Consider the following 24,195-nt stretch of genomic DNA (forward strand, 5'->3'; position numbering starts at 1 on the left):
TGCATTTTCGATGTTTATCGAGATTTACGCACCAAACTACTGGTGTCCAAAATAAGGGCAACGGTGCCATCACCTAAAATAGTTGCTCCAGAAATATTTGGAACCTTACGATAATTACTTTCCAGATTTTTCACAACCACTTGGTGCTGCCCCAAGAGCTCATCGACCAACAAGGCCACCCGACTGCCATCCGATTCAATCACAACCATAATATCGCTGGTGGATTTGTCACCCGGTTGGCGCGGTACGGCAAAGACCTTCTCCAATCCGATAACCGGCATATATTCATCGCGCACTTTGACCAGCTGAGAGCCTTGGGTGACTGTGCTGACATCGGCGGAATTGACTTGGAAGGATTCGACCACCGAGGACAGCGGCAGGATATATACCTCCTTGCCCACGCCCACCGACATGCCATCCATGATGGCCAGGGTCAGTGGCAAGCGGATCGAGACGCGCATGCCCACCCCTTCGACGGAATCAATTTCCACCGAACCATTCAAGGCAGCGATGTTTTTGCGCACCACGTCCATGCCAACACCGCGTCCGGAAACGTCCGTCACCTGCTCGGCAGTCGAAAAGCCTGGGGCAAAAATCAGCATCCAGACCTCGTTATCGGTCATCGTGTCCGGGGCATCAATACCGCGCTCTCGGGCCTTGCGGATGAGTTTTTCGCGGTTCATGCCACGGCCATCGTCGCGCACCTCAATCACAATGGAGCCGCCTTGGTGGGCGGCAGACAGTGTCAAAGTGCCTTGTTCGCTCTTGCCGGCTTTGATTCGGTCCTCTGGCATCTCAATGCCGTGGTCCAAGCTGTTGCGCACCAAATGGGTCAGCGGGTCGGTGATTTTTTCAACCAAACCTTTGTCCAGTTCGGTGGCTTCACCTTGGGTGACCAAGTTGATTTTTTTGCCTAATTTATTCGCCAGGTCCCGCAGCATGCGCGGGAAGCGGCTAAATACCGTGGACATCGGAATCATCCGAATCGACATCACCGCTTCTTGCAAATCACGGGTGTTGCGATCCAAATCAGCTAAACCAGAGAGCAATTGCTGATTGGCTGTGGGATCAAGGGTTTGGCTGTTTTGTGCCAGCATGGCCTGAATAATGACCAGCTCACCAGCCAAATTGATCAACTGATCAACTTTTTTCACATCCACCCGGATGCTGGTCGATTCCATCTGCGCCATATTGGCCCGCACAGCCGCTTTGGGGGCTTCGGTTTTTACGGCATCCGTCTCAGCAGCGGAGGGTATGGCGACCGCTGTATTGGGGGTGCCCGGTGCGCCATCGAACAAGCCATAAGGCTGAATGTGATCGACATCGGCCTCCATTAAGGCTGCATCGGGATCGGCCAAGCCCATGGCCATCGGGGCCGTTGCAGATGGCACAGCGCCCACCTGGTCGGTGATGTGGACTTGTTCTTTGCTGACATGAAAGACCATCAAGTCGAGCAAATCGTCGTTGGTGGCTTGTGTTTTTACTTGAAACAGGCGGTGCTGAGGCTGATCACACGCCAGGTCTTCGATGCTTCCCAGGCCTGGAATATCGCGAAACAGTTCTTTGATGGCATCGACCGCCTCCAAATTTTCGACGGGGCCGATTTTCAGCTGCAGCAAGCGCTCGCCCTGGGCCAAGGCCGGTGCTGGTGCAGCCACCTTGATTGGGGCTGGAGCCTGCGGCGCTGGTGCCGCCACTGCTGCCGTGGCTGTGGCGGGGGCTGCATTGGGGCGGTTGCCTGCGGCCAAATCCACAATGCGCCGCACCAAATCCCCGGTGGCCACGGCCTCGCCGGCCCCACCAGCTTGGTGGCGGGCCAACAAGCTGCGCGAGGCATCGGCCGATTCAAGCAGGGCATCGACCATTTCTGGAATCGGAGTGATTTCATGGCGGCGCAGTCGGTCGAGGAGCGATTCCATCTTGTGGGTTAATTCAGCCACATCGGTGAAGCCAAAGGTGGCCGAGCCCCCTTTAATCGAGTGGGCACAGCGGAAGATGCCGTTGAGCTCTTCATCGTTGGCTTGCGTTAAATCCAAATTGAGCAGCATTTGCTCCATCTGATCTAGATTTTCGGCCGCCTCTTCAAAAAAGACCTGGTAAAACTGGGTCAGGTCAAAATCGCTATCCGCACTGCCGTGGGTATCTGCCATCTTCAAACTCCTTAACTGCTGCAGTTCTTAGGCAGCGCTTAGCGAATAACTTTTTGAATCACTTCAATTAAGCGATTGGGGTCAAAGGGTTTTACCAGCCACCCCGTGGCACCTGCTGCACGGCCAGCTTGCTTCATTTGATCGCTCGATTCGGTGGTCAAAATCAGAATCGGCACTTGCTTAAAGCGCGGGTCTTCGCGTAGTTTTTTGGTCAGCCCAATGCCATCGAGCCGGGGCATATTCTGGTCGGCTAAAACCAGAGCGAAGGGGTGTGCTTGGGCCTTTTCCAAGGCATCTACGCCATCGACCGCTTCGATCACTTTGTAACCTGCGCCGGTTAAAGTGAACGACACCATTTTTCGCATGGATGGCGAGTCATCGACAGTAAGAATTACGTGCATGTACAAACTCCAGCAGAGGGTGTTGTTTATCTAAAAAATTAAAACAGTTCGATGGAGCCTACGTCCATCTCGCTTTGGGTGACGGGGTTGGGACGCTCAGGAACAATGGGCTCAATCGGTGCCTCTAGCTCATCTTCATCCCGTTCCATGGTTTCTGCCGACAGACGAAAGGCACAGCCTTGCAGGACCTGCGAGGTGTGCCAAATGAGCTGGGTGGCCATGTCGTGAAATTGCAACTCCGTCACCGCACTGCGCAGGGCCGTGCGTGCCGCTTCAAGTTCAGCGGTATTGGAGCCAAGCTCTACGCCGTCGTTAAGCAGGCCGTTGGCCTCGGAAAACCGCGCCATCAAGTTGCTTGTGGCATGGTCTAAAAGACCGACCAAGCGCTGTAAATCACGCATAACGACCAACAAGGAATCTTGCAATTCGGCCGCCACCATGACCGGCACCTGAACCACAGGCTCAGTGGGTGGCGTTTGTGTTTCCTGCATGACTTCTCCGTGGTTAGGGATCATGGTTGCCGATCCTTCTTCTTTCATCTAGGCAGCACAATAGTGTGTTCCATTTAGCAATTTGGTTTTGTCCAACTATTTCAAAATGTCTCTAATGATAGCGTCCCCGCCGTCGAATTCTTCTACGTCCTGCACATTGCAGTTGTTGCACTTGGAGGACTGCGTGGCCGATCACAAGCTGCTGCGGCATTGTCTGCGCCAAGCGGGGATAGTCTGCAACATCCACTGGACGGACAATCTGCAGGATTTCACTACTGAGGTTAGTACCAAGGTATTCGATGCCGTGATTGCCGATTACTACCTGCCTGGCTTTACGGCCCTGGATGCATGGCAGGCCCTGCAGCAGCAGGCCCAGGCACGGGACACCCCATTTATCTTGCTATCGGGGGCCATTGGTGAGACGGCGGCGGTGGAGGCGATCCAGCAAGGGCTGGCGGACTATGTTTTGAAAGATGCCATCGTGCGCCTGCCCCACGTCTTGGCCCGCGCCCTGGAGATGGCCGAAACACGCCGGGCCAAAGCCCAGGCACTGCAAGATTTAGAAGCATCTCGCGCACAGTTGGCCGCATTAACAGAGCATTTACAGACATCTATTGAGCAAGAGCGTGCGGGTATTGCTCGTGAAATTCATGACGACATTGGCGGTGCCCTCACGGCCGTGAAGTTTGATGTGTCGTGGATGGTGCGCAATGCGCACAACGCCACCGGGGTGGCCGAGCATGGCCAGGCGGCCCTGGAGATGCTGCAGCACGCCCTGGGAGCCAGCCAGCGCATCATGATGAATCTGCGTCCCCCCGTGCTGGACCAGGGGCTGGTAGCGGCGGTGCACTGGCTGACGCAAAATTTTTCCCAGCGCACACAACTGCCAGTGCACTGGGTGTGCCAAAACCCGCAGATGCAGGTGCCCGCAGCGCTGCAAGTGGTGGCCTACCGCACGGCGCAAGAGGCGCTGACCAATATCAGCAAACACGCCCAAGCCACCAAGGTGAGCGTGGAGCTGGCGTGCGATGCCGACTTCCTCACCCTGGAGGTGCGCGACGATGGCTGTGGCATAAGTGCAACAGCCCGAGAAAAATCGAAAGCCTTTGGCCTGCGCGGTTTGGCAGAGCGGGCGCGCACTGTGGGCGGCTGGCTGGACATCAGCAGCCAGCCCGGAGCGGGAACCAGCATCATCGTTTCGCTACCATTGGCCGGTTCAGACTGCCAAGGAGATGAGCTTGATCCACGTTGTACTGTGTGACGACCACGCTGTGCTGCGCCGCGGCATTTGCGATACGCTGGCCGAGGCGGTCGATATTCGCGTGACCGGTGAGGCGGGCAACTACACTGAGCTGCGCGAGCTGCTGCGCAGCGCCCCGTGCCAGGTGCTGCTGCTGGATATTGACATGCCGGGGCGCAATGGCCTGGAGGTGCTGGCCAGCGTGCGCGAAAGCCACCCGCACATTCGGGTGCTGATGGTCTCGATGTACCCCGAGGACCAATACGCCCTGCGCTGCATCAAAGCGGGGGCCGAGGGCTATGCCAACAAATCGGGCGATCCCCTGGCACTGGTCGAAGCCGTGCGCACCGTGGCCAGCGGGCGCAAATACCTCACGCAGGAGGTGGCGCAAATGCTGGCCCAGAGCCTGGCGCACCCCATCGACCAAGCGCCCCACGCCAGCTTGTCTGAGCGTGAAATGCAGACATTGCAAAAAATCGCCACCGGCAAACGGCTGACAGATATTGCACAAGAGCTGATGCTCAGCCCCAAAACGGTTAGCGTTTACCGGGCCCGGGTGCTAGAAAAACTGCAGCTGACGAACAATGCTGAGCTGACGGTGTATGCCATCCGCAACAATCTGGTGTAAGCCCAGAAATATCAATAATCAGAGCATTGACCGCTTGTTGTTATTTATTTTTAGGCTGTTTTAATTAATTTTTGCTTTAAACAGTGCGCGAAGCGCTCTTTATTTAGACACCAAACACCGCAAACACCTGCTCCAGCAGGCGAAAAAATGGCTGCTCCATGACGGGCAACGTCGCGGTAATGCCGATCATGCCCAGCGTTAAAGTGATGGGAAAACCCACCGCAAAAATATTCATTTGCGGCGCAATACGGGTGATCACCCCCATGGTCAAGTTCACAAACAGCAGCAGCGCCATCATGGGCAAGGCCAGCCACAAGGCACTGGAAAACAAGGCGCTGCCCAGTTCATGCAAGCGCATTTGGGCGACGGCATCGAGAAAGTGCCCATCCACCGGAAAGGCTTCAAAGCTTTTGATCACGGCCAGCAAGACAAAAATATGGCCATTCACCACAATAAAAAACAAGGTGAAGGTTTGCACTAAAAAGCGCGAGACGGCACTTAATTGCCCCCCGCTGACGGGATCGAAAAAGGACGCAAAATTCAGCCCCATTTGCAGCCCAATGGCCTCGCCCGCCATTTCCAGGGAGGCAATGATCAGCCGCGCGGCAAAACCGACCGACAGGCCAATGCCCACTTGCTGAATGGCCACCACCACCGCCCGTGGGTCATTGACGGCAATCACGGGCTGGTTGGCCAACGTGGCCTGGGCCCCCAGGGCAATCACCAAGGCCATGCCCACCTTGTAGCGCATCGGGATGGCCCGCTGTGAAAACACGGGGGCTACCGAAAACAAAGCCAAGATGCGCAAAAACGGCCAAATGACGGGCGAGAGCCACGCCATGATTTGCGCTTCGGAAAATCCAATCACGGGCAGCTGCCTGGCACGCTGGCGGTTAGCCCAGCGCCGTGGGGATGTTTTCAAACGTGCGTCGAATGAAATCAACAATGGTGCTGATCATCCACGGCCCGGCCACCGCAAACACGACCACCGCCGCCACCATCTTGGGCACAAACGACAGGGTGCTTTCGTTGATCTGGGTGACGGCCTGGAAAATACTCACCACCAGCCCCACCACCATCACCGTCAAAAGTACCGGCAGCGAAATCGTCAGCAACAGCAACAGCGCTTCTTGGGCAAAGGTTAAAACGGCTTGTGCATTCATGGCAGCACTCCTTGGCTAGGTGGCAAAACTGGCCGCCAGCGACCCGACCAGCAAATTCCAGCCATCGGCCAGCACAAACAGCATGAGCTTGAAGGGCAACGCCACCAGCACCGGTGAGAGCATCATCATCCCCAAGGACATCAGCACCGAGGAGACCACCATGTCGATGACCAAAAACGGGATAAAAATCATGAAGCCGATTTGAAAAGCCGTTTTCAACTCACTGATCACAAACGATGGCACGACCACGCGAAACGGGGCTTCTTCAATTTGCGTGCCTTCGGGCAGCTTGGCCAAGCGGGCAAACAAAGCGTAATCGGACTGGCGCGTTTGGCGGATCATGAAGGCCCGCATGGGTGCCTCGGCCCGGGGCAATGCCTGCTCAAAAGTCAGGCTGCCTTCGCTGTAGGGCTTGTACGCTTCGGCATACACCCGGTCCAGCGTCGGCCCCATGACAAACAAAGTCAGGAACAACGACAGGCCAATCACCACCTGGTTGGGGGGCGACGATTGGGTTCCCAGCGCCTGGCGCATCAGGCTCAACACAATCACGATGCGGGTAAACCCGGTCATCATCAACAACACGGCCGGCAAAAACGATAGCGCGGTAAAAAACAGCAGCGTTTGAATCGGAACAGAAAAGCTGTTGTTGGGCCCACTGCCCACCATCAAGGGCAGGCTTGGGGCCTCTTGGGCACCGACCAGTGCAGGCAGCAAGCTGGCGGCCAGCAGTAAAAGCCTGGCTCCACGCATCACGAATCCTTGCCCTGCTCGGCCACCAGGGTTTGCGCAAAATGAGTAGCACTCTGCGCTGATGGGGTAATGGTTTCAGGCGTTAAAGAGGCCGATTGCGCTGACTCTCCCAGGACGTGCAGGCACTGAATACTGTGCGCCGTCACCCCCAGAACCAAACACGTCGTCTGCTCATTGCGCTGTACTTGCACCGTCACAATGCGCTGCCCCGGCCCCACGGCCAGGGCCCCCAGCACCTGAATCTGGGCCTGCACCACCCCGCGCGCCATCTGGTTGCGCTGCTGCCAGCGGCGCAGTCCCCACGGCAAAGCGGCCATGGCGACCACCATGGCCGCTAAAGCCAAAAGAGAGGTGCTCAAACTGCTGGCATCAGCCACGGCTGACGCGCCGCAGGCGCTCCGAGGGGGTGACCACGTCGGTCAGGCGGATACCGAATTTGTCGTTCACCACCACCACTTCCCCCTGGGCAATGAGGTAGCCATTGACCAGCACATCCATGGGCTCGCCGGCCAAAGCGTCCAGCTCCACCACCGAGCCTTGGGCCAGTTGCAAGATGTATTTGATTGGCACTTTCGTGCGCCCCAGCTCCACGGACAACTGCACTGGAATGTCCAGCACCATGTTGATATCGTTTACCGGCACTTCTGTGCCAGTGGGCGCATAGGCGCTGCTGGGTTTGCCGGTTAAAGGACCGCCTTGCTCGCTGTCCAACGCTGCGGGGGTGCCATCGACCTGTTTTTGCTCTTCCAAGGCTTCGGCCCAATCCGAAAATGGATCATCGCCACCTGGTGCTTCGTTATTCTGGTCTATCGCCATTATTTCTCTCCGGTCCAATTGGACTCAACACTGCGCAAGCACTGCTCAATGCGAATTGCGTATTTGTTATTGTGCGTGCCATATTGGCATTCGAACACAGGAACCCCGCCAATCGAGGCGCGAATGCGCGGCTCCCGCACTAACTCAATAAAGTCACCCGGTTTCATCGCCAAGAGTTGCTCCACCGATGCGTCGGTGCGGGCCAGCTCCGCCACCAAGGTCACCTCCGCCGACTGAATTTCGCGGGTCAGTACCTTCACCCAACGACGATCGACCTCCATCGAGTCGCCCTGGGTGGAGGAATACAAAATATCGCGAATCGGCTCCATCGTGGCATAGGGCATGCAAATATGGATTGCGCCCGAGACATCGCCAATTTCCAGCTGAAACGAGGTGGACACCACAATCTCACTGGGCGTGGCAATGTTGGCAAACTGCGGCTGCATTTCCGAGCGCTGGTAGGCCAGTTCTAATGGGTAAATACCATTCCAGGCCTTTTTGTATTCCTCGCTGATGACATCGACCAGACGGTTGATCACGCGCTGCTCAGTCGCAGAAAAATCACGCCCCTCAATCCGGGTTTGCAAACGGCCAGCGCCACCGTACAAGGTGTCAATAATGCCAAACACCAGCGACGGATCGCATACCACCAAGCCGTTACCGCGCAGAGGTCGAATGCCAACAATATTAAAGTTGGTCGGCACCGCCAAACGCCGCAAAAAGGCGCTGTAGCGCTGCACGCTGACGTTGCCCACCGATACCTCGGGGCTGCGCCGAATAAAGTTAAACAGGCCGATGCGGAAGTTGCGGGCAAAACGCTCATTGACGATTTCCATCGTCGGCATCCGACCGCGCACAATGCGCTCTTGGCTGGAAATGTCGTAATTGCGAAACGCACCTTCTTCCGCCTCGGCAACATCGGTTTTTTGGCTCTCGCCCGTCACCCCTTCCAAGAGGGCATCGACTTCTTCTTGCGACAGGAAAGAATCACTCATGGCAACCACTCCAGTCTTAAATTACTGGATGATGAAGCTGGAAAACAGCACGCGGCGCACCGGCTCAGCCGGTTTGCGGCGTGGCGCATCGTCTTCAAAACCGTCTTCATCATCCTGCACACGGCTACGCCTGGTCTCGCCCGTCAGCGGGCGGGCGACCTCTTTGCGGATGGCAAGCGCGAGCTGCTCTTTGCCTTCGCGGCCCAGCAAGTCTTCTGCAGTGTGCTGCGACACCAGGCGCAAAATCGCATCGCGAATGCTGGGCATGTATTGCTTGACCTGTTCCGCCACTTTTTCATCGCGCAATTCCAGGGTGATGCCCAGCTGAATAAAGCGATCGCCCCCTGGATCGGACAAATTGACCACCAAGTTTTCCAAGGGCAAAAAGGTAGGAACCACCACCACGGCCGCTTTGGCATCCTCGTCGGCTTCATTCTTGCGTTGATTCAGAACCAAAAAAGCCCCTGCCGCTGCAACCAGCAGCACCACAACGGCAAGGATGATGATGACTAACTTTTTCTTACTTTTTACCGGTGGTTGATCACCGGTTGCTGCTCCAGAGGCGGCCACGTTGGTTCCTTCTTGAAACCGATCCATTCCTCTCAAGGAACACGATCAGTGTTTTACCCATAAGGGGCGGATTCTCTCTATTTACTACCAAGGTGACAAATCATAGCCAAATTAGTCCAAAGCTCTTCACGGAATAAGCACCTAAAACAGAAATGATTTTCCGCCATCGGCCGTGCGCAGCAGCGATTGTCTACACATAAACGTTGAGCTGCCCTGGCCCGCTGGGCTGGCCGGCATTGGCGTTTTCAGCTGCCCCGGCCACAGCAGAGGCTGCCACTTGTACGCGGCCTTGGTGTGCCTGGCCTTCGTAGGGTGCGGCATTGTGCGACTGCCCCGGCTGGGCCTCTGGCTGAACCTGGGCACCGGCCAAGGCCAGCCCCTGCTGGGCCAGCAAATCGCCCAATTGCGCCAAGCCAGCATCCAGCTGGGTGCGCACTTCGGCCTCGTCGCTGCGAAACACTACATGCGCTTGATTGCCCCGCATCTGCACTTGCACGCGCAAAGGCTTGCCGTCGCGTTGCACTACCACTTCGCCGCGCTGCTGATCACCTTGCAGCCAAAAGCGCAAATTCTCTTGTGCCTGCGGTTGTGGGGCCGGGTTGTTTTGGGCATTTTGACTGGCGGTGCTGGCTTGGACGGCTTGCTCGGTCAGGCGCTGCCCAGTTCCTCCCCCGCTCAGCAGGGCTTCCAGCCCCACGGTATTTTTTGACCCATTGGCTGATTCAGAATTTTTCCCGGCCACGCCACCACCACCGGCGCTGCCCAGCCATTGTGTGGCCCATTGGCCCATGTGCCCCAATAGGGCTGCCGCTGGCGCGGCGGCGCTGGGGCTGACCAATTGCCATACTCCTGTTTGCAACAGCAATTTGCCCGCGCTGGTATCAACTTCGGGCTCGGCCTGGGCAGTGCCCAGCAGGCTTTGGGCATCTTCGGCCGCAGCCTCCATCTGCCCCTGCTGCGCATCAACAACAAGCGCCTGCCCGGCAGCAAGAGGGTTGGTGCCAGCCGACTGAACACCCAAAGCCACGGCGGGGGTTTCGCCGCTTGCCAGCGCTTTGGCCATAGCGGACTGCGCAGGCAGCAATGCCGAGGGCAACGGGGTGCTGCTGCCCTCGCGCTGCAGCCGATCGGCCTGGGTATCCAAACGCAAGGTTTGTCCCACCAAGGTTTGCAGATGCTCCAAACCCAGTACGGCACCGGGGAGCAGCCCTGCAGTTTCGGCGTTCAGCGCCTCCGAATCTAGTGCGGATTCTTTAGCCCCTGGGGTTGCTGCGGCCAGCTGGGCTAAGGCGGCCAGCGCACTGTGGGCCTCTGCCTGGGGGTCGTCTGCCAGGCCTTGGAGCAGCTGCCCAAAGGGCAGGGCGGCTAGGTCATGGTCGGCTTCTTTTTTCGCGGCTCCGTTGGCCCCTGGTTTGGCCAGGCCGGGCGGCGGGGCAATCGATGCCGAAGTGGTCACTGCCATGGCTTATGCCTCCTGAAACTGCATGCCGAAGGTACGGCCAATAAACTGTAGCGCTGCACGCTCATCTGTCTGCTTTTGTTCGCGTCTTTGTTGTGCTAATGCCATGTCCTTGCGCCGCATCTGCACTACTTTTTGCAAACTGGTGAGGCGCAGCTCGGTATTCATCAGGGCTTGTTGGGCCGCCTGCAGGCGCAGCTCTTGGTCGCGCAGCACTTTGGTTTGCAGCTCAATGGCGTGCTGCAGACGCTGCATAAATTGGTGGTGGTGGTACATCACCTCGGGTTTGAGCTGGGCCCCCTCGTGGGCCCCCCAGCGCTGCTGCATTTCGGCTTGGTAGGACTGCAGCTGCTGCATTTGCTCCTGGGCGGCAGCCAGAGATTGCTGGCGCTGGCGCAACAGCTGGCGGGCTTCGTCACGCTTGCGCGTAGCCAACTCAATGGCCACCATCAAGGCATTCAATGCAGACATAACCACCCCTTTCCTTGGTTTTCTTTGTGTTAAGCAGCCGTGCCCAGGACGGCCTGCATGTCTGCCACGCTTTGCTCCATGGGCGCAGCTTCAAACATGGTCTGTTGGAGAAATTTGCTCATATTTGGTTGCAAGCGAATGGCTTCGTCTACTTGCGGATCCGAGCCATTCACATACGCCCCTACTTGTATCAAATCTTTGCTTTTCTGATAGCACGAATAGACGGCCCTAAAGCGCCTAGCTAACTCAAAATGCTCACGTGAGACGACGTTGTGCATTACCCGCGAGGCCGATTGCTCAATGTCAATCGCCGGGTAATGCCCCTGCTCGGCCAGGGCGCGCGAGAGCACAAAGTGCCCGTCCAAAATCGCCCGCGAAGCATCGGCAATTGGGTCTTGCTGGTCATCGCCTTCTGAAAGCACGGTATAGAACGCCGTGATGGAGCCCACGCCATTCAAGCCATTGCCGCTGCGCTCGACCAGCGCGGGCAGCTTGGCAAAGCACGATGGGGGATAGCCTTTGGTGGCCGGTGGCTCGCCAATGGCCAGGGCAATTTCGCGCTGGGCCTGCGCATAGCGGGTGAGCGAATCCATGAGCAGCAGCACGTGCTTGCCTTGGTCGCGGAAGTACTCGGCAATTGCCGTGGCATAGCTGGCCCCTTGCATGCGCAGCAGCGGCGGGGCATCCGCAGGGGCGGCAACGACCACCGCGCGGCTGCGGTCTTGGGCGCCGAGGATGTCCTCCACAAACTCTTTGACCTCGCGGCCGCGTTCGCCAATCAGGCCAACGACGATGATGTCGGCCTGGGTGTAGCGGGCCATCATGCCCAGCAGCACCGATTTGCCCACCCCAGAACCGGCAAACAAGCCCAGCCGCTGGCCGCGCCCCACGGTGAGCAGGCTGTTGATGGCGCGCACGCCGGTATCCAGGCTTTCGCGCACCGGGGCGCGTTCCATGGCATTGAGCGGCTCGCGCTCCAGCTCCATGGCTTGCACATTCTGTAAATCACCGCCATGGTCCAGGGCGATGCCTTGGGAATCGACCACCCGGCCCAGCAAGCCATCGCCAATGGGCAAACGCAGCACCCCGGTGGCCATGTCCGGCACCTGGGTGTCGCCCAATTGGAGCGGGGGAATAAACGGCGGTGCCGCCGTCACCGTTGCGCCACACGACAGGCCTTGGATATCGCCCGCAGGCATTAAAAATGCCCGATCGCCCGCAAAACCAACCACTTCGGCCAACACCGGCTCTTGCCCTGGCATTTGCAAATGGCATTGCGCTCCGACCGGTGCACGCAGGCCTGAGGATTCCAGCACCAGGCCGGTCAGCCGCGTCAAGGTGCCGTGGTGGGGCAGCGGCAAAGGCTGCTTCAGCCGGGCACTGCCTTGCTGCAGCATGGCTTGCAGCTGCTGGGCCAATTCAGCCATGGGGGGCCCCCTCGTACCAGGTAGAGACCAGGCCCAGGGCCGCCACGGCCCGCTGCCAACGTTTTTCCAGGCTGCCATCGACCTGGGCCCCTTGGCTTTCCACCAAGCAGCCGCCCAGGGGCACGCTGGCATCTTGCAGCCATTCAACTTTTGGATTGGGCATGGCGGCGCGAATATGCGGCTCCAGCACCTGCCAGTCCTGCGGGTGCAGGCGCACGGTGGCGGGCTTGGTTTCTGCGCCCAACATGTCCAAGGCTTCGCGCAGCACGGGCATCAAGGCTTGGGGGTTGGTGCGCAATTCCTGGCGCACCACTTGGCGGGCAATGTCGCACGCCAGTTGCAGCAAATCGGGTGCGACCTGCTGCTGCAAGCCCTGAATGCCGTTTTGCGCTTGATGGACAATTTCGCTCAGGCGCTGGCCTTGCTCACGCCCTTGGTTGTTTTGGTAGTCCTGCATGCGCTGCTGCCACTCTTGGCCCGCTTGTTGCAGGCCTTGCTCCAAGCCTTGTGCAAAGCCTTCTTGGCGTGCTTGCTCCAGCAACTGCTGCAAAGCCTCTTCATCCAGCGCCGGTGCGGCAGGCTCGGCCTCTTCGGGCGCGGCAGCATCGTCGGCTTCGGGCAAATATGCCGCATCCTCCAGCGCGCTCTCTGCCGGTGCCTCTTGCATCAACGGCTGCAGGCCAGCGCCACTGTCCAGGGGCGGCAGCACGCTGCCCCCTGGGGTGCCCAGGCCAACATCGCCAAAGCGCCACAAGCGCACCTGCCGATCTTGCAGCTCTTCGCTGGGGATGAACCGTGTTTTTGAATGGTTGGTCGTGTTTGCCATGGCGCATTCCTGTTAAACGAAAGCGTCTTCGGCACCACCACCGATGGTGATTTGCTGCTCGTCGGCCAGACGGCGCACGATTTTGAGCACTTCTTTTTGCTGCGCTTCCACCTCGGACAGGCGCATCGGGCCCCGGCCTTCCAAATCCTCGCGCAGCGCTTCGGCGGCGCGTTTGGACATATTCGCCAAAATCTTGTCGCGCACTTCCATGGAGCCGCCTTTGAGGGCCACGATCAGCGTCTCGGAGGCCACTTCGCGCAGCACCAGCTGCAGCGATGGGCCATCGAGCTTGACCAGGTCGTCGAAGACGAACATCTTGTCCATGATCTTTTGCGCCAAATCCGCGTCGTAGTTGCGGATGGTGTCCAGCACCGCCACATCGGCGTTGCCGCCGAGCAAGTTCATCATCTCGGCCGCAGTTTTCACGCCGCCCAGCGAAGTTTTGCGAATCTTGTCGCCACCGGCCAGCACTTGGTAGAGCACTTCGTTCAAGTCTTTCAAGGCCGAGGGCTGGATCCCCTCCAGCGTGGCCACGCGCAGCATCACCTCGCTGCGCATGCGCTCTGGCAGCTGCATCAACACAGCGGCCGATTGTTCGTACTCCAGGTGCACCAAAATCGCCGCGACAATTTGCGGGTGCTCATTGCGCAGCAGCTCGGCCACCGAGACGGGGTCCATCCATTTCAGGCTTTCAATGCCCGAGACATCGCCGCCTTGCAAGATGCGATCAAGCAGCAGCGAGGCCTTATCGTCCCCCAGGGCGCGGCGCAGCACCGATTTCACGTAATCGCTGGCATCTTCCACCAGCAAGCTTTGCGAGGCGCAATCGTCGGTAAACCGCGCCACCACAAAATCGACTTTCTCTTTGGTCACCCCCCGCATGCGGGCGATGGTTTCGCCCAGTTTTTGCACTTCTTTGGGCGAGAGGTGCTTAAACACCTCGGCCGCCTCTTCCTCGCCCAGGGACATGAGCAAGATTGCAGCATCATTCAAACCACGGTCATCCATAGCCATTACTCTTTACGTTGATAGGTGGCAGCCGGCGCTCACGCCTCTGGCCCATTGACCCAAGTTTTAATAATGTTGGCCACGGCAATCGGGTTTTGCTTGGCCAAGGCGCGGGCCTGGTCCAAGCGGATCTGCTCGGGTGGCAAATCACCCGGTTTTTGCGGCAGGGCAGGGCGCTCCAGCTCCTCGGCCTCCAGCAGATCAAGCTGGGCCTGCATCTCTTTCTTGCGGCGGCTCTTGACCAGGGGGCGCACCACGCCAAACATCAAAATCAGCGCCGCCAGCACAAAGCCCACGGGCCAGCCAATGGTTTTGACCATTTCAATGGTCTCGGGCTGCTGCCACACCGGCAAGTCCGAGGCCAAGCGCGGCGCGGCCTGGAACGGGGTGTTCATCAGGTTCACCGAATCGCCCCGCTCGGCGTTAAAGCCAATGGTCTCGCGCACCAAGGCCAGCATTTGCGCTTGCTGCTGCTCGGTCATGGGCTGGGGCGTGGCCACGCCACCGGCCTCGGCCGGGGTGCCTGGCAGGTAATTGACGACCACCGCCGCCGTCATGCGTTTAATGCCGCCGGTGCTGTTGCGGGTGACGCGAATGGTTTTATCGACCTCGTAATTGGTGATCACTTCGCGCTTGCTGCCAGGAATGGCCAGGAAATCACTCTGCCCTTCTTGCGCGGTGCGCAAAGGCTGGGCTTGGCCGTTAATCGGTGCAGCGGCTGCTTGGGGGGGCTGGTTGGTGGTGGCCCCAGGAACACCGGTGGGCGGCAGGTCTTTGGGGGCCCCGGTGCTTTCCACCGATTGGCGGCTGCGAATGGCGCTATTGACGCTTTCGCCTTGGTTGGGCGCGTGCAGCTCAGACGTTGATTCGGACTGCGAAAAATCCAAATCGGCGGTGACCTGCGCTTTGACGTTGCCCTGGCCGACCACCGGCTCCAGGATGTCCAAAATGCGCTGCACGTATTGTTTTTCCAGCTGCTGCTGGTACATCAGCTGCTGCAGATCGACCACACCGTCTTTGCCATCGGGCTCTTGCGAGAGCAGCTTGCCGCTTTCATCCAAAACACTCACGCTGCTGGGGGCCAGCTCCGGCACGCTGGAGGCGACCAAATGCACGATGCCGGCAATTTGCGTGCGATCAAGCCCTCGGCCGGGGTAGAGATTGACGATCACCGAGGCCGAAGGCTTTTGCTGCTCGCGGAAAAAACCATTTTGATTGGGCAAGGCCAGGTGCACGCGGGCATCTTGCACCGCCGACAGGCCTTGGATGGAGCGGGTCAGCTCCCCTTCCAGGGCCCGCTGGTAATTCACACGCTCTTGGAACTGGGTGATGCCAAATTTGCTGTTGTCCATCACCTCAAAGCCGGCCACTGAGCCCTTGGGCAGGCCCTGGGTGGCCAGCTTCAGGCGGGCATCGTGGACCTTGTCGGCCGGCACCAAAATGGCCCCGCCGCCCTCGGTGTAGCGGTAAGGCACGTTCATTTGGGTCAGCTGGGCGACGATGGCCCCGGCATCTTTGTCCGTCAAACTGGAGAACAGCACCTTGTAATCGGGCTGGCGGGAAAACAGCACCGCCGCCACCACGGCCACCACCGCCAAGGCGGCCAGGCCGCCCCAGCGCAGGCGTTGCCCACGGTCCATTTGGTTCAAACGCTGCTGCAAGGCAGCAACACCTGTACCAGGGGTGCCGGTAACAGCGGGGGGAGTCTGAGCAGCAGGAACTTCAGCAAGGGCGGACATATTCTTTTTTCCAACGAGTTACAAGGGTCGGCACGCAACCCAAGGTGCTCTCGATTATTCAAATATCCCTGCCCTGCGGTCAGGCGATAAGCCCCCCTTTTGCCCAGTTTTTCCCTTCACCAGCGCCAGCGCAGACCACTACGATTGCGGTCAAGTTAAGTTCACCCCGATCAGGAGGCACACCATGGACACCCGCATTCAAAACATTCAAAGCGCCCTGTCTGCCCTGCGCACCGCCAACGATGCCGCCGCCCGTTTGACCAAACCCATCCAGGCCGCAGAAGCCGAGGGGCACGGTTTTGGCGTGGCGCTGGAAAGCGCCCTGCGCTCGGTCAGCGCAGCCCAAAACAATTCCAGCCACCTACAGCGCCAAGTGCAAATGGAAAACCCGGCCGTCAGCCTGGAAGAGACCATGGTCGCCATGCAAAAAGCCCAAATCGGCTTTCAAGCCACGCTGCAAGTGCGCAACCGCTTGGTGCAGGCCTACACCGATGTGATGAACATGCAGGTGTAAAACAGCCCAGCTTTTTTTCTTTTTTTGAACCAGTTCCCTTCTTGATGTCGCTGTGCCAGTTTCCTGGGCAGCGGCTTTTTTTTGCCTGTCCATCGCCCCGGATCAATGGGCAAAACAAGCGGCAAAACAACCGGCAAAAAAAGAACCCTGGCGGCAGGCATGCCCACCAGGGTTTTATATTTTTAATAGCTGCTTGCGCTTATTAATTATAGGTATTTACGTTAAAAACTATAAAAAACCATTAAATCAAAGCGCAATCAGCTACTTTAATTAAACCAGCAACGCATTCACGCGCTGGACGTAGGCCGCCGGGTCTTCCAGTTGGCCGCCCTCGGCCAGCAGGGCTTGGTCAAACAAAATGTGCGCCAGGTCGTGGAAATGCACGCTGCCATCGAGCTTTTTCACCAGTGCGTGCTCGGGGTTCACCTCCAGCACCGGTTTGCTGTTGGGCACGCTCTGCCCGGCCTGTTTCAACATGCGGGCCAGCTGGCTGCTCATGTCGCCTTCTTGCACCACCAGGCAGGCGGGCGAATCGACCAGACGCGAGGTCACGCGCACATCTTCGGCTTTGTCTTTGAGCGCTTCTTTGAGCTTGGCCAGCAGGGGCTTGAAGGCTTCGGCGGCTTCCTCGGCGGCCTTTTTCTCTTCTTCGTCTTGCAGCTTGCCCAAATCGACCGCGCCCTTGGCCACGCTTTGCAGCGGCGTGCCGTCGAAGTCGTGCAGGTAATTGAGCGCCCACTCGTCCACGCGGTCGGTCATGAGCAGCACTTCAATGCCCTTTTTCTTGAACACTTCCAGCTGCGGGCTGTTTTTGGCCGCGGCCAGGGTGTCGGCGGTGATGTAGTAGATGGCTTCCTGGCCCTCTTTCATGCGCGCCTTGTAATCGGCAAAACCCACGGTGGGCGCGTCGCTGCTGGTCGAGGCAAAGCGCAGCAGCTTGGCGATGCGCTCGCGGTTGGCAAAGTCTTCGCCCAGGCCTTCTTTGAGCACCGGGCCAAACTCGGCGTAGAAGCGGGTGTACTTGCCTTCCTTGGCCTTGTCTTCTTCGCTGACCACGTCGGTGACACCGTCGGCATCGGTGCTGGCCTCGTGCTTGTCGTGCTTGGCCAGGTCTTCCAGCATCGACAGCACGCGCTTGACCGAGCCATCGCGGATCAGGCGCACGTCGCGGCTTTCTTGCAGCAGTTCTCTAGAAACGTTCAGCGGCAGGTCGGCGGAATCGATCACGCCTTTGACAAAGCGCAGGTACTGCGGCATGAGCGCTTCGGCATCGTCCATGATGAACACGCGCTTGACGTACAGCTTGATGCCCGCGTGCTTGTCGCGGGTGTACAGGTCAAACGGGGCCTTGGCGGGGATGTAGAGCAGCTGCGTGTACTCGCTGTTGCCTTCCACGCGGTTGTGCGCCCAGGCCAGCGGGTCTTCGTGGTCGTGGCTGATGCTTTTGTAGAACTCTTGGTACTGCTCGGCGGTGATGTCTTTTTTGGCGCGCGTCCACAGGGCGCTGGCCTTGTTCACGGTTTCCCACTCGCCGGTTTTCACCATGGCACCGGGTTCGCCTTCTTTGTCGCTGTCTTTCCACTCTTCCTTTTCCATCAGGATGGGCAGGCTGATGTGGTCGGAGTATTTGCTCACCAGCGATTTGAGTTTCCAAGCGTTCAGAAACTCCAGCTGGTCATCGCGCAGGTGCAGGATGACGCTGGTGCCGCGTTGCGGGCGGGTGATGGTTTCCACCTCAAAGTCGCCCGTGCCGCTGCTTGTCCAGCGCACGCCTTCAGTCTCGGGCAGGCCCGCGCGGCGCGATTCCACGGTGATTTTGTCGGCCACGATGAAGCCGGAATAAAAGCCCACGCCAAACTGGCCAATCAGCTGGGCATCGGATTTTTGATCGCCCGAGAGCTGCTCCATGAACGCCTTGGTGCCGCTCTTGGCAATGGTGCCCAGGTGGTCGATGGCCTCTTGCGCACTCATGCCGATGCCGGTGTCGGTAATGGTCAGCGTTTTGGCATCCTTGTCGAACGCCAGGCGCACTTCCAGGTTGGGCTGATCGCCGTACAGGCTGCTGTCGTTCAAGGCTTCAAAGCGCAGTTTGTCGCACGCATCGGAGGCGTTGGAGATCAGCTCGCGCAGAAAGATTTCGGGGTTGGAGTACAGCGAGTGGGTGACCAGGTGCAGCAATTGCGCCACTTCGGCCTGAAAGGAATGGGTATGTTTGCTCATAGAAAAATCACCAAAAAACACACCGGACAAGCCCGGCAACGCAGGGGTACGTAGGGCTGACGGAGGGAATTTCAAGAGCGACTCGTATGCAAGGCGGCATTGCTAAAAGCAACAAGTTCTTGCTTTCTCTCAAACGCATTCTCACCAACTTCGGTTATGTCGAAATCTTCTCCGCACATCAAAAGTCGTAAACACCCCTCAGCCAGCCTGATTGCTGCCGCCACTGTCGCATCGCTCGGGCTGCCCGCAGCCCATGCACAGGTTGCGGCAGAAACCACCTTGCAAGAAGTCAAGGTGCAAGCCACACAAGAAACTGGCTATGCCCCGGCACCATTGGCTTCGCCCAAATACACCGCGCCCCTGGCAGAAACCACGCAAACCATCCAGGTTATCAACGAGCAGGTGCTCAAAGACCAAAGCGCGACCACCTTGACCGAAGCACTGCGCAACATCCCCGGTGCGGGCACATTCAACGCAGGCGAAGGCAATGGCGGCCCCACCATGGGCGATGCCATCTATATGCGCGGCTTTGATGCGTCCAACAGCATCTACGTTGATGGTGTGCGCGACCTGGGCACCCTCTCGCGCGAGATGTTCAACATTGAAGCGCTGGAGGTGACCAAAGGCGCAGCAGGCACCGACTATGGGCGCAGCTCCCCCGCCGGCTCGATCAATCTGGTCACCAAACAAGCCAATCTGGAAAACAGCTTCTCGGGCAGCCTGGGCCTGGGCAGTGGCCAATACAAACGCACCACCGCAGACCTCAACCGCAAACTGGGCGATACCACTGCCGTGCGCTTGAACGTGATGGGGCAAGAGGCGGGCGTGGCTGGCCGCGATGAAGTGAAAAACGACCGTTGGGGGATTGCTGCCTCCTTGGGTCTGGGCTTGGGCACCAGCACCCGCGCTTTCCTTGACGTGCTGCACGTCAAGCAAACCAACACGCCTGAAAGCGGCGTTCCCCTGATTGGCTGGTCCGGCCATGCGGGGGCCAATGCCGATCGCAATACTGCGGCCAAAGTTGATAGCAGCAACTACTACGGCAGCTCCGACTCGCACGACAACTCCACAGCCAGCATGCTGACAGTGCGTCTGGAGCAAGACTTCGGTGCAGACACCACATTGCGCAACACCACGCGCTGGGGCCGCAACAAGGATGACTACCTGGCATTGACGGCTGGCGGTATCACCTCCACCGACCCTGATCCTAAAAACTGGACCATTTCGCGCCTGGGTGCGGCCAAACAGTTGGAAAACGAAATTCTCACCAACCAGACCAACCTGAGCACCAAATTCAAAACTGGCAATGTCGAACACAGCCTCAGCGCTGGACTGGAGCTGACACGCGAGGAGCAAACCAACTATGGCCTCAACAAAGTCGGCACCATTCCCGCTGTCAATCTCTACAACCCCGCACTCACCCACAGCGGCCTGACCTTCACCCGCAACGGGCATGATGGCAAGTGGACCACCAACACGGCAGCCCTGTACGCTTTTGACACCCTCAAGCTCAACGAGCAGTGGCAAGCGAACGCCGGTTTGCGTTACGACCGCTACAAAACTAAATACCACACCAGCAACGCCACCAGCACCACCGACCTGGATGCCAGCGGCCACCTGCTGACCTACAAACTGGGCGCCCTCTACAAACTGGCCCCTAACGGCAACATCTACGCCAACTACGCCCTGTCGCAACTGCCCCCAGGCGGTACAGCCAGTTTTGGCGCTTACTCTCTCTCTGCCAATGCGAACAATGCCAACAACCCCAATATGGACCCCCAGAAATCCAAAACGCTGGAACTGGGCACCAAGTGGGAGCTGCTGGATCAGCGCCTGTTGCTGGCCGGAGCCTTATTCCGTACCGAAATCACCAACGAGGTGTATACCGAGGACGATGGCACCATCACGCAAGGCGGCAAAAAGCGGGTTCAGGGCATCGAGCTGTCGGCAACGGGCCAAATCACCAAGGACTGGAACGTCATTGCCGCCTACACCCTGCAAAAAACCAAGGTCGCCAAAGGTGCGGCCATGACAGAGGATGGCTCTGACAGCCTGCCCCATGCCCCGAAAAGCGCCTTCTCTCTGTGGTCCACCTACCGCATGCCGATGGGGCTGACCGTGGGCGGCGGCGCACGCTACACCGCCAGCATCAAACGGGAAGTGAAGAATGCGACCACGCCCAGCGTCATTCCTTCCTACTGGGTGGCCGATGCCATGGTTTCTTACCAAGTCAATAAAAATCTGGACTTGCAGTTGAACGTCTTCAACCTGTTCAACAAGAAATACATGACCTCCATGAACAAGCTGGGCTTTCGCTACACCCCGGGCCTGGAGCGCTCGGCACGATTGACGGCCAACTTCAAGTTCTAATGGCAACCACCGCTGCCTAGCCCCAACCAACCCCGCCACGCAAGTGGCGGGGTTTTTCTGTAAAGGACTTTTGATGCTGCTGCACATCCCCAACATACTGACCCGTGAACAAGTTGCAACCATGCGCGCCGCCATTGATGCCGCGCAATGGGTGGACGGACGGACCACGGCAGGCAACCAGGGCGTACTGGTCAAGCGTAACCGGCAATTGCCCGAAAACTCCGCCGTTGCGCTGGAGCAAGGCCGAATCATCCTGCAAGCCTTGGCCGCCAATGGACAGTTTTTTAGCGCAGCCCTGCCCGCACGCACCATGCCCCCCTTGTTCAACCGCTACGCCGAAGCCGGCAACGAAACCTACGGCACCCACGTCGATGGTGCTGCACGGCGTGTACCCGGTTCGGATCTGTGGCTGCGCACCGATGTCTCCAGCACATTGTTTCTCTGCGACCCCGAAGACTACGACGGCGGCGAGTTAGTCGTAGAAGACACCTACGGCACACACGAAGTGAAGCTCCCGGCAGGAGATTTGATTCTTTACCCCTCGACAAGCCTGCACCGGGTCGAGCCGGTCACACGGGGAGAGCGGGTCTGCTCTTTTTTCTGGACGCAAAGCATGGTGCGCGACACTGCCAAGCGCAGCCTGCTCTTTGAAATAGACCAAGCCATCACCAGCCTGCGCACCAAGCACGGGGAAACTGCCGAGGCCTTGAGCCTGACGGGGCACTACCACAACCTGCTACGCATGTGGGCAGAAACCTAACTTCCTGCCACATGCACGCCATGGAACACACCCAACGCCCTGCACGCTTGAACATCCTGGGCCAGCCCGTCGAGCCTGCGCTGCCAACACCGGCACCATTGACCAGCCTGCCCGACTACGAGCAACAGGCCCGCCAGCACATCGAAGCCAGCGCCTGGCAGCACATCCAGGGCGGGGCCGATCAGCAACACACCCTGGCGCACAACCGCGCTGCCTTTGATGCGCTGCGCCTGCTGCCCCAGCCGCTGGCCGATTTGAGCGCCGCGCACACGCGCCAAACCCTGCTGGGCCAGCCGCTAGAACACCCCATCCTGCTGGCCCCCGTGGCCTACCAAACCCTGGCCCACCCTGAGGGCGAACTGGCCAGCGTGCGCGCCGCCACCGCCTTGCAAGCGGGCATGGTGGCCAGCACCCTGAGCAGTCACACGCTGGAGGCGATTGCGCACGAGGCACAGCACACCCGCAGCGCCTTGCAGCGGCGCGGGCCGCTGTGGTTTCAGCTCTATTCCCAGGCCGAGCGCCAGCACACGCTGGAGCTGGTGCAGCGGGCCGAAAACGCGGGCTACGAGGCCATCGTCTGGACGGTGGATGCCAGCATCAAACGCTCCGGCTTTGCCTTGCCCGCCGGTGTGCAAGCAGCCAACCTGCGCCACATCGCCCCGCGCCCGCAGGCCAGCAGCATCGACGGCCCGCCGCTGTTTGGCACCCCGCTGGTACAGCAAGCGCCCCGTTGGGACGAGTTGCGCTGGCTGCGCGCGCACACCCGGCTGCCGCTGATTGTCAAAGGCGTGTTGCACCCGGCGCAGGCCCGCCAGCTGGTCGAAGCGGGGGTGGATGCACTCATCGTCTCCAACCACGGCGGGCGGGTGCTGGACGGCGTGGTCAGCCCGCTGGAAGTGCTGCCCGCCATCGCCCAGGCGGTGCATGTGCCGCTGCTGCTCGATAGCGGCGTGCGCTGGGGCACCGATGTGGTCAAAGCCCTGGCCTTGGGAGCCAGCGCCGTGTTGGTGGGCCGACCGCAACTGCACGCCCTGGCCTGTGCGGGCTGGCTGGGGGTGGCCCACATGCTGCACCTGTTGCGTAGCGAGTTGGAGCTGGCCATGGCGCAACTGGGGTGCGCTACGTTGGCCGACATTGGCCCAGGCATTCTTTGGAAAAACAGCTAAAAAAAGAGCGCTTACCGCGCTCTTTGTAAAGGTTTTAACTTGATTTAAAGCGCAATCGCTTTGTTTATAAGCGCAACCAGCTATTTATTCAGCCCGTGGCTTGCGGTGGCGAAAGCGCGGTTCTGCCCCCTCGGGCGGGGTGTCCTCTGGGCGAATCACCTTGATCGGCGCGGCCTTGCCCTTCAGGCTGGCCGGGGCGCGGTAGGTGCGAATGCTGCCCCGCCGACCCGGCTGTTCGCCTTCTGGCGCAGGGGCCGAGCGCTGTGCCGCGCGGTCAAAGTCGCCGCGTGGCGCACGATCTGAAAAGTCCCGCTGGGGACGGTCACTGCGCGGGCCACGCTCTTGGCGCTCGCCGCCCTCACGGCGCGGGCCTCGGTAATCGCTGCGGAAGCTGGGGCGGTCGCCCCCTTCACGGCGTGGCGGCCGGTCATTGCCCTCAAAGCGACGCTGCGGGCGGTCACCACCCTCAAAACGGCGCTCTTGGCGCTCGCCGCCTTCGCGGCGTGGGCCTCGGTCATCGCTGCGGAAGCTGGGGCGGTCGTTGTCAAAGCGGCGCTGCGGACGGTCACCACCCTCAAAACGGCGCTCTTGGCGCTCGCCGCCCTCACGGCGCGGGCCTCGGTCGTCGCTGCGGAAGCTGGGGCGCTCGCCCCCTTCACGGCGTGGCGGCCGGTCATTGCCCTCAAAGCGGCGCTGCGGGCGGTCACCGCCTTCAAAACGGCGTTCTTGGCGCTCGCCGCCCTCACGGCGCGGGCCTCGGTCATCACTGCGGAAGCTGGGGCGGTCGTTGTCAAAGCGACGCTGCGGGCGGTCACCGCCTTCAAAACGGCGTTCTTGGCGCTCGCCACCTTCGCGGCGTGGGCCTCGGTCGTCACTGCGGAAGCTGGGCCGGTCGCCCCCCTCGCGGCGTGGGGTGGCAGAAGGGTCGCGGCGGGCAGGGCGGCCACCGGAGGAGGATTTGGGTTTAAAGGGGGGCATGGCCAACTCTAGGCAAGACAAATTAAGGCGCAATTGTGCCTGTACCACTG

At 59.5% G+C, this 24,195-nt stretch carries 25 protein-coding genes; 7 read left to right on the forward strand and 18 right to left on the reverse strand.

Annotated elements, in window-relative coordinates:
* Positions 1-14 precede the first annotated feature (14 nt).
* Genes ACFO24_RS00525 through ACFO24_RS00535 form a run of 3 tightly spaced genes read right to left on the reverse strand, consistent with a single transcriptional unit; the run spans position 15 to position 3,042 of the window.
* Positions 15-2,150, reverse strand: coding sequence for a chemotaxis protein CheW (locus ACFO24_RS00525; protein WP_377736114.1), 2,136 nt, complete (start codon positions 2,148-2,150; stop codon positions 15-17).
* Positions 2,151-2,188: 38 nt separating this feature from the next.
* The gene (locus ACFO24_RS00530) at positions 2,189-2,551 is read right to left on the reverse strand and encodes a response regulator (protein ID WP_377736116.1); all 363 of its coding nucleotides are present in this window, start codon (positions 2,549-2,551) and stop codon (positions 2,189-2,191) included.
* 38 nt (positions 2,552-2,589) lie between these two features.
* Positions 2,590-3,042, reverse strand: coding sequence for a hypothetical protein (locus ACFO24_RS00535; RefSeq protein WP_207574642.1), 453 nt, complete (start codon positions 3,040-3,042; stop codon positions 2,590-2,592).
* Positions 3,043-3,157: 115 nt separating this feature from the next.
* Here ACFO24_RS00535 and ACFO24_RS00540 point away from each other — a divergent pair, with 115 nt between their 5' ends.
* Positions 3,158-4,303, forward strand: a complete 1,146-nt coding sequence (locus tag ACFO24_RS00540) for a hybrid sensor histidine kinase/response regulator (RefSeq protein ID WP_377736118.1) — start codon at positions 3,158-3,160, stop codon at positions 4,301-4,303.
* The gene (locus tag ACFO24_RS00545) at positions 4,281-4,910 is read left to right on the forward strand and encodes a response regulator (protein ID WP_207574588.1); all 630 of its coding nucleotides are present in this window, start codon (positions 4,281-4,283) and stop codon (positions 4,908-4,910) included. The genes ACFO24_RS00540 and ACFO24_RS00545 overlap by 23 nt, the downstream gene beginning before the upstream one ends.
* 103 nt (positions 4,911-5,013) lie before the next feature.
* Here the strand turns inward: ACFO24_RS00545 and fliR are convergent, their stop codons facing one another.
* From fliR to fliF, 13 genes are all read right to left on the reverse strand, one after another.
* Entirely contained in the window at positions 5,014-5,778 is a 765-nt protein-coding gene (fliR, locus tag ACFO24_RS00550) for a flagellar biosynthetic protein FliR (RefSeq protein WP_207574589.1), read from the reverse strand.
* A gap of 25 nt (positions 5,779-5,803) precedes the next feature.
* On the reverse strand, positions 5,804-6,073 hold the full coding sequence (fliQ, locus tag ACFO24_RS00555) for a flagellar biosynthesis protein FliQ (RefSeq protein WP_377736122.1): 270 nt from the start codon (positions 6,071-6,073) through the stop codon (positions 5,804-5,806).
* A 15-nt stretch (positions 6,074-6,088) separates the two neighbouring features.
* Entirely contained in the window at positions 6,089-6,826 is a 738-nt protein-coding gene (gene fliP, locus ACFO24_RS00560) for a flagellar type III secretion system pore protein FliP (protein WP_207574591.1), read from the reverse strand.
* Complete coding sequence (locus ACFO24_RS00565; protein WP_377736125.1) at positions 6,826-7,185, reverse strand: flagellar biosynthetic protein FliO; 360 nt, start codon at positions 7,183-7,185, stop codon at positions 6,826-6,828. The genes fliP and ACFO24_RS00565 overlap by 1 nt, the downstream gene beginning before the upstream one ends.
* Positions 7,186-7,195: 10 nt before the next feature.
* Positions 7,196-7,642 (reverse strand): flagellar motor switch protein FliN, encoded by a 447-nt coding sequence (gene fliN / locus ACFO24_RS00570; protein WP_377736127.1) that lies wholly within the window; start codon positions 7,640-7,642, stop codon positions 7,196-7,198.
* Positions 7,642-8,637: a flagellar motor switch protein FliM gene (gene fliM, locus ACFO24_RS00575; protein WP_207574593.1), complete on the reverse strand. Its 996-nt coding sequence runs from the start codon at positions 8,635-8,637 to the stop codon at positions 7,642-7,644. The genes fliN and fliM overlap by 1 nt, the downstream gene beginning before the upstream one ends.
* 21 nt (positions 8,638-8,658) lie before the next feature.
* Positions 8,659-9,234 (reverse strand): flagellar basal body-associated FliL family protein, encoded by a 576-nt coding sequence (locus ACFO24_RS00580; RefSeq protein ID WP_207574594.1) that lies wholly within the window; start codon positions 9,232-9,234, stop codon positions 8,659-8,661.
* A 163-nt stretch (positions 9,235-9,397) separates the two neighbouring features.
* Positions 9,398-10,669, reverse strand: coding sequence for a flagellar hook-length control protein FliK (fliK, locus tag ACFO24_RS00585; RefSeq protein WP_377736132.1), 1,272 nt, complete (start codon positions 10,667-10,669; stop codon positions 9,398-9,400).
* Positions 10,670-10,672: 3 nt separating this feature from the next.
* Positions 10,673-11,137 carry a flagellar export protein FliJ gene (locus tag ACFO24_RS00590; RefSeq protein WP_207574596.1) on the reverse strand — a complete coding sequence of 155 codons (465 nt, stop codon included), beginning with the start codon at positions 11,135-11,137 and terminating at the stop codon, positions 10,673-10,675.
* A gap of 29 nt (positions 11,138-11,166) precedes the next feature.
* On the reverse strand, positions 11,167-12,564 hold the full coding sequence (fliI, locus tag ACFO24_RS00595; protein ID WP_207574597.1) for a flagellar protein export ATPase FliI: 1,398 nt from the start codon (positions 12,562-12,564) through the stop codon (positions 11,167-11,169).
* A complete protein-coding gene (locus ACFO24_RS00600) occupies positions 12,557-13,390 on the reverse strand; it encodes a FliH/SctL family protein (RefSeq protein ID WP_207574598.1) in 834 nt (277 codons plus the stop codon). Before ACFO24_RS00600 ends, fliI begins: the two co-directional genes overlap by 8 nt.
* A gap of 12 nt (positions 13,391-13,402) precedes the next feature.
* Positions 13,403-14,398 (reverse strand): flagellar motor switch protein FliG, encoded by a 996-nt coding sequence (gene fliG / locus ACFO24_RS00605; protein WP_207574599.1) that lies wholly within the window; start codon positions 14,396-14,398, stop codon positions 13,403-13,405.
* A 38-nt stretch (positions 14,399-14,436) separates the two neighbouring features.
* On the reverse strand, positions 14,437-16,137 hold the full coding sequence (gene fliF / locus ACFO24_RS00610) for a flagellar basal-body MS-ring/collar protein FliF (protein ID WP_207574600.1): 1,701 nt from the start codon (positions 16,135-16,137) through the stop codon (positions 14,437-14,439).
* Positions 16,138-16,321: 184 nt separating this feature from the next.
* On the opposite strand from fliF, the gene fliE reads away from it, so the two are divergent.
* Both fliE and ACFO24_RS00620 read left to right on the forward strand, forming a co-directional pair.
* On the forward strand, positions 16,322-16,651 hold the full coding sequence (fliE, locus tag ACFO24_RS00615; protein ID WP_377736138.1) for a flagellar hook-basal body complex protein FliE: 330 nt from the start codon (positions 16,322-16,324) through the stop codon (positions 16,649-16,651).
* A 52-nt stretch (positions 16,652-16,703) separates the two neighbouring features.
* A complete protein-coding gene (locus tag ACFO24_RS00620) occupies positions 16,704-16,925 on the forward strand; it encodes a hypothetical protein (protein ID WP_377736140.1) in 222 nt (73 codons plus the stop codon).
* Here ACFO24_RS00620 and htpG read toward each other — a convergent pair.
* Entirely contained in the window at positions 16,922-18,871 is a 1,950-nt protein-coding gene (htpG, locus tag ACFO24_RS00625; RefSeq protein ID WP_377736143.1) for a molecular chaperone HtpG, read from the reverse strand. The genes ACFO24_RS00620 and htpG overlap by 4 nt on opposite strands.
* Before the next feature lie 156 nt (positions 18,872-19,027).
* Between htpG and ACFO24_RS00630 the strand changes: the two genes are divergently transcribed.
* From ACFO24_RS00630 to ACFO24_RS00640, 3 genes are all read left to right on the forward strand, one after another.
* The gene (locus tag ACFO24_RS00630; RefSeq protein ID WP_377736145.1) at positions 19,028-21,241 is read left to right on the forward strand and encodes a catecholate siderophore receptor Fiu; all 2,214 of its coding nucleotides are present in this window, start codon (positions 19,028-19,030) and stop codon (positions 21,239-21,241) included.
* 73 nt (positions 21,242-21,314) lie between these two features.
* Positions 21,315-22,001, forward strand: coding sequence for a Fe2+-dependent dioxygenase (locus tag ACFO24_RS00635; protein WP_377736148.1), 687 nt, complete (start codon positions 21,315-21,317; stop codon positions 21,999-22,001).
* Between the two features lie 20 nt (positions 22,002-22,021).
* Positions 22,022-23,167 carry an alpha-hydroxy acid oxidase gene (locus ACFO24_RS00640; RefSeq protein WP_377736151.1) on the forward strand — a complete coding sequence of 382 codons (1,146 nt, stop codon included), beginning with the start codon at positions 22,022-22,024 and terminating at the stop codon, positions 23,165-23,167.
* Positions 23,168-23,251: 84 nt separating this feature from the next.
* Here the strand turns inward: ACFO24_RS00640 and ACFO24_RS00645 are convergent, their stop codons facing one another.
* The gene (locus tag ACFO24_RS00645) at positions 23,252-24,145 is read right to left on the reverse strand and encodes a hypothetical protein (RefSeq protein ID WP_377736153.1); all 894 of its coding nucleotides are present in this window, start codon (positions 24,143-24,145) and stop codon (positions 23,252-23,254) included.
* Positions 24,146-24,195: the final 50 nt, after the last annotated feature.

The organism is Comamonas denitrificans (assembly GCF_042654745.1).
GTDB lineage: Bacteria > Pseudomonadota > Gammaproteobacteria > Burkholderiales > Burkholderiaceae_C > Comamonas > Comamonas denitrificans.

Excerpts from the sequence above, each read along its gene's own strand:
- fliN (WP_377736127.1), bottom strand. The coding sequence starts at position 7,642 with ATGGCGATAGACCAGAATAACGAAGCACCAGGTGGCGATGATCCATTT.
- htpG (WP_377736143.1), bottom strand. The coding sequence starts at position 18,871 with ATGAGCAAACATACCCATTCCTTTCAGGCCGAAGTGGCGCAATTGCTG.
- fliQ (WP_377736122.1), bottom strand. The coding sequence starts at position 6,073 with ATGAATGCACAAGCCGTTTTAACCTTTGCCCAAGAAGCGCTGTTGCTG.
- ACFO24_RS00590 (WP_207574596.1), bottom strand. The coding sequence starts at position 11,137 with ATGTCTGCATTGAATGCCTTGATGGTGGCCATTGAGTTGGCTACGCGC.
- fliP (WP_207574591.1), bottom strand. The coding sequence starts at position 6,826 with ATGCGTGGAGCCAGGCTTTTACTGCTGGCCGCCAGCTTGCTGCCTGCA.
- ACFO24_RS00645 (WP_377736153.1), bottom strand. The coding sequence starts at position 24,145 with ATGCCCCCCTTTAAACCCAAATCCTCCTCCGGTGGCCGCCCTGCCCGC.
- ACFO24_RS00525 (WP_377736114.1), bottom strand. The coding sequence starts at position 2,150 with ATGGCAGATACCCACGGCAGTGCGGATAGCGATTTTGACCTGACCCAG.
- fliE (WP_377736138.1), top strand. The coding sequence starts at position 16,322 with ATGGACACCCGCATTCAAAACATTCAAAGCGCCCTGTCTGCCCTGCGC.
- ACFO24_RS00535 (WP_207574642.1), bottom strand. The coding sequence starts at position 3,042 with ATGCAGGAAACACAAACGCCACCCACTGAGCCTGTGGTTCAGGTGCCG.
- ACFO24_RS00600 (WP_207574598.1), bottom strand. The coding sequence starts at position 13,390 with ATGGCAAACACGACCAACCATTCAAAAACACGGTTCATCCCCAGCGAA.
- ACFO24_RS00630 (WP_377736145.1), top strand. The coding sequence starts at position 19,028 with ATGTCGAAATCTTCTCCGCACATCAAAAGTCGTAAACACCCCTCAGCC.
- fliK (WP_377736132.1), bottom strand. The coding sequence starts at position 10,669 with ATGGCAGTGACCACTTCGGCATCGATTGCCCCGCCGCCCGGCCTGGCC.
- fliF (WP_207574600.1), bottom strand. The coding sequence starts at position 16,137 with ATGTCCGCCCTTGCTGAAGTTCCTGCTGCTCAGACTCCCCCCGCTGTT.
- ACFO24_RS00540 (WP_377736118.1), top strand. The coding sequence starts at position 3,158 with ATGATAGCGTCCCCGCCGTCGAATTCTTCTACGTCCTGCACATTGCAG.
- fliM (WP_207574593.1), bottom strand. The coding sequence starts at position 8,637 with ATGAGTGATTCTTTCCTGTCGCAAGAAGAAGTCGATGCCCTCTTGGAA.
- ACFO24_RS00530 (WP_377736116.1), bottom strand. The coding sequence starts at position 2,551 with ATGCACGTAATTCTTACTGTCGATGACTCGCCATCCATGCGAAAAATG.
- fliG (WP_207574599.1), bottom strand. The coding sequence starts at position 14,398 with ATGGATGACCGTGGTTTGAATGATGCTGCAATCTTGCTCATGTCCCTG.
- fliI (WP_207574597.1), bottom strand. The coding sequence starts at position 12,564 with ATGGCTGAATTGGCCCAGCAGCTGCAAGCCATGCTGCAGCAAGGCAGT.
- ACFO24_RS00635 (WP_377736148.1), top strand. The coding sequence starts at position 21,315 with ATGCTGCTGCACATCCCCAACATACTGACCCGTGAACAAGTTGCAACC.
- ACFO24_RS00640 (WP_377736151.1), top strand. The coding sequence starts at position 22,022 with ATGGAACACACCCAACGCCCTGCACGCTTGAACATCCTGGGCCAGCCC.
- ACFO24_RS00580 (WP_207574594.1), bottom strand. The coding sequence starts at position 9,234 with ATGGATCGGTTTCAAGAAGGAACCAACGTGGCCGCCTCTGGAGCAGCA.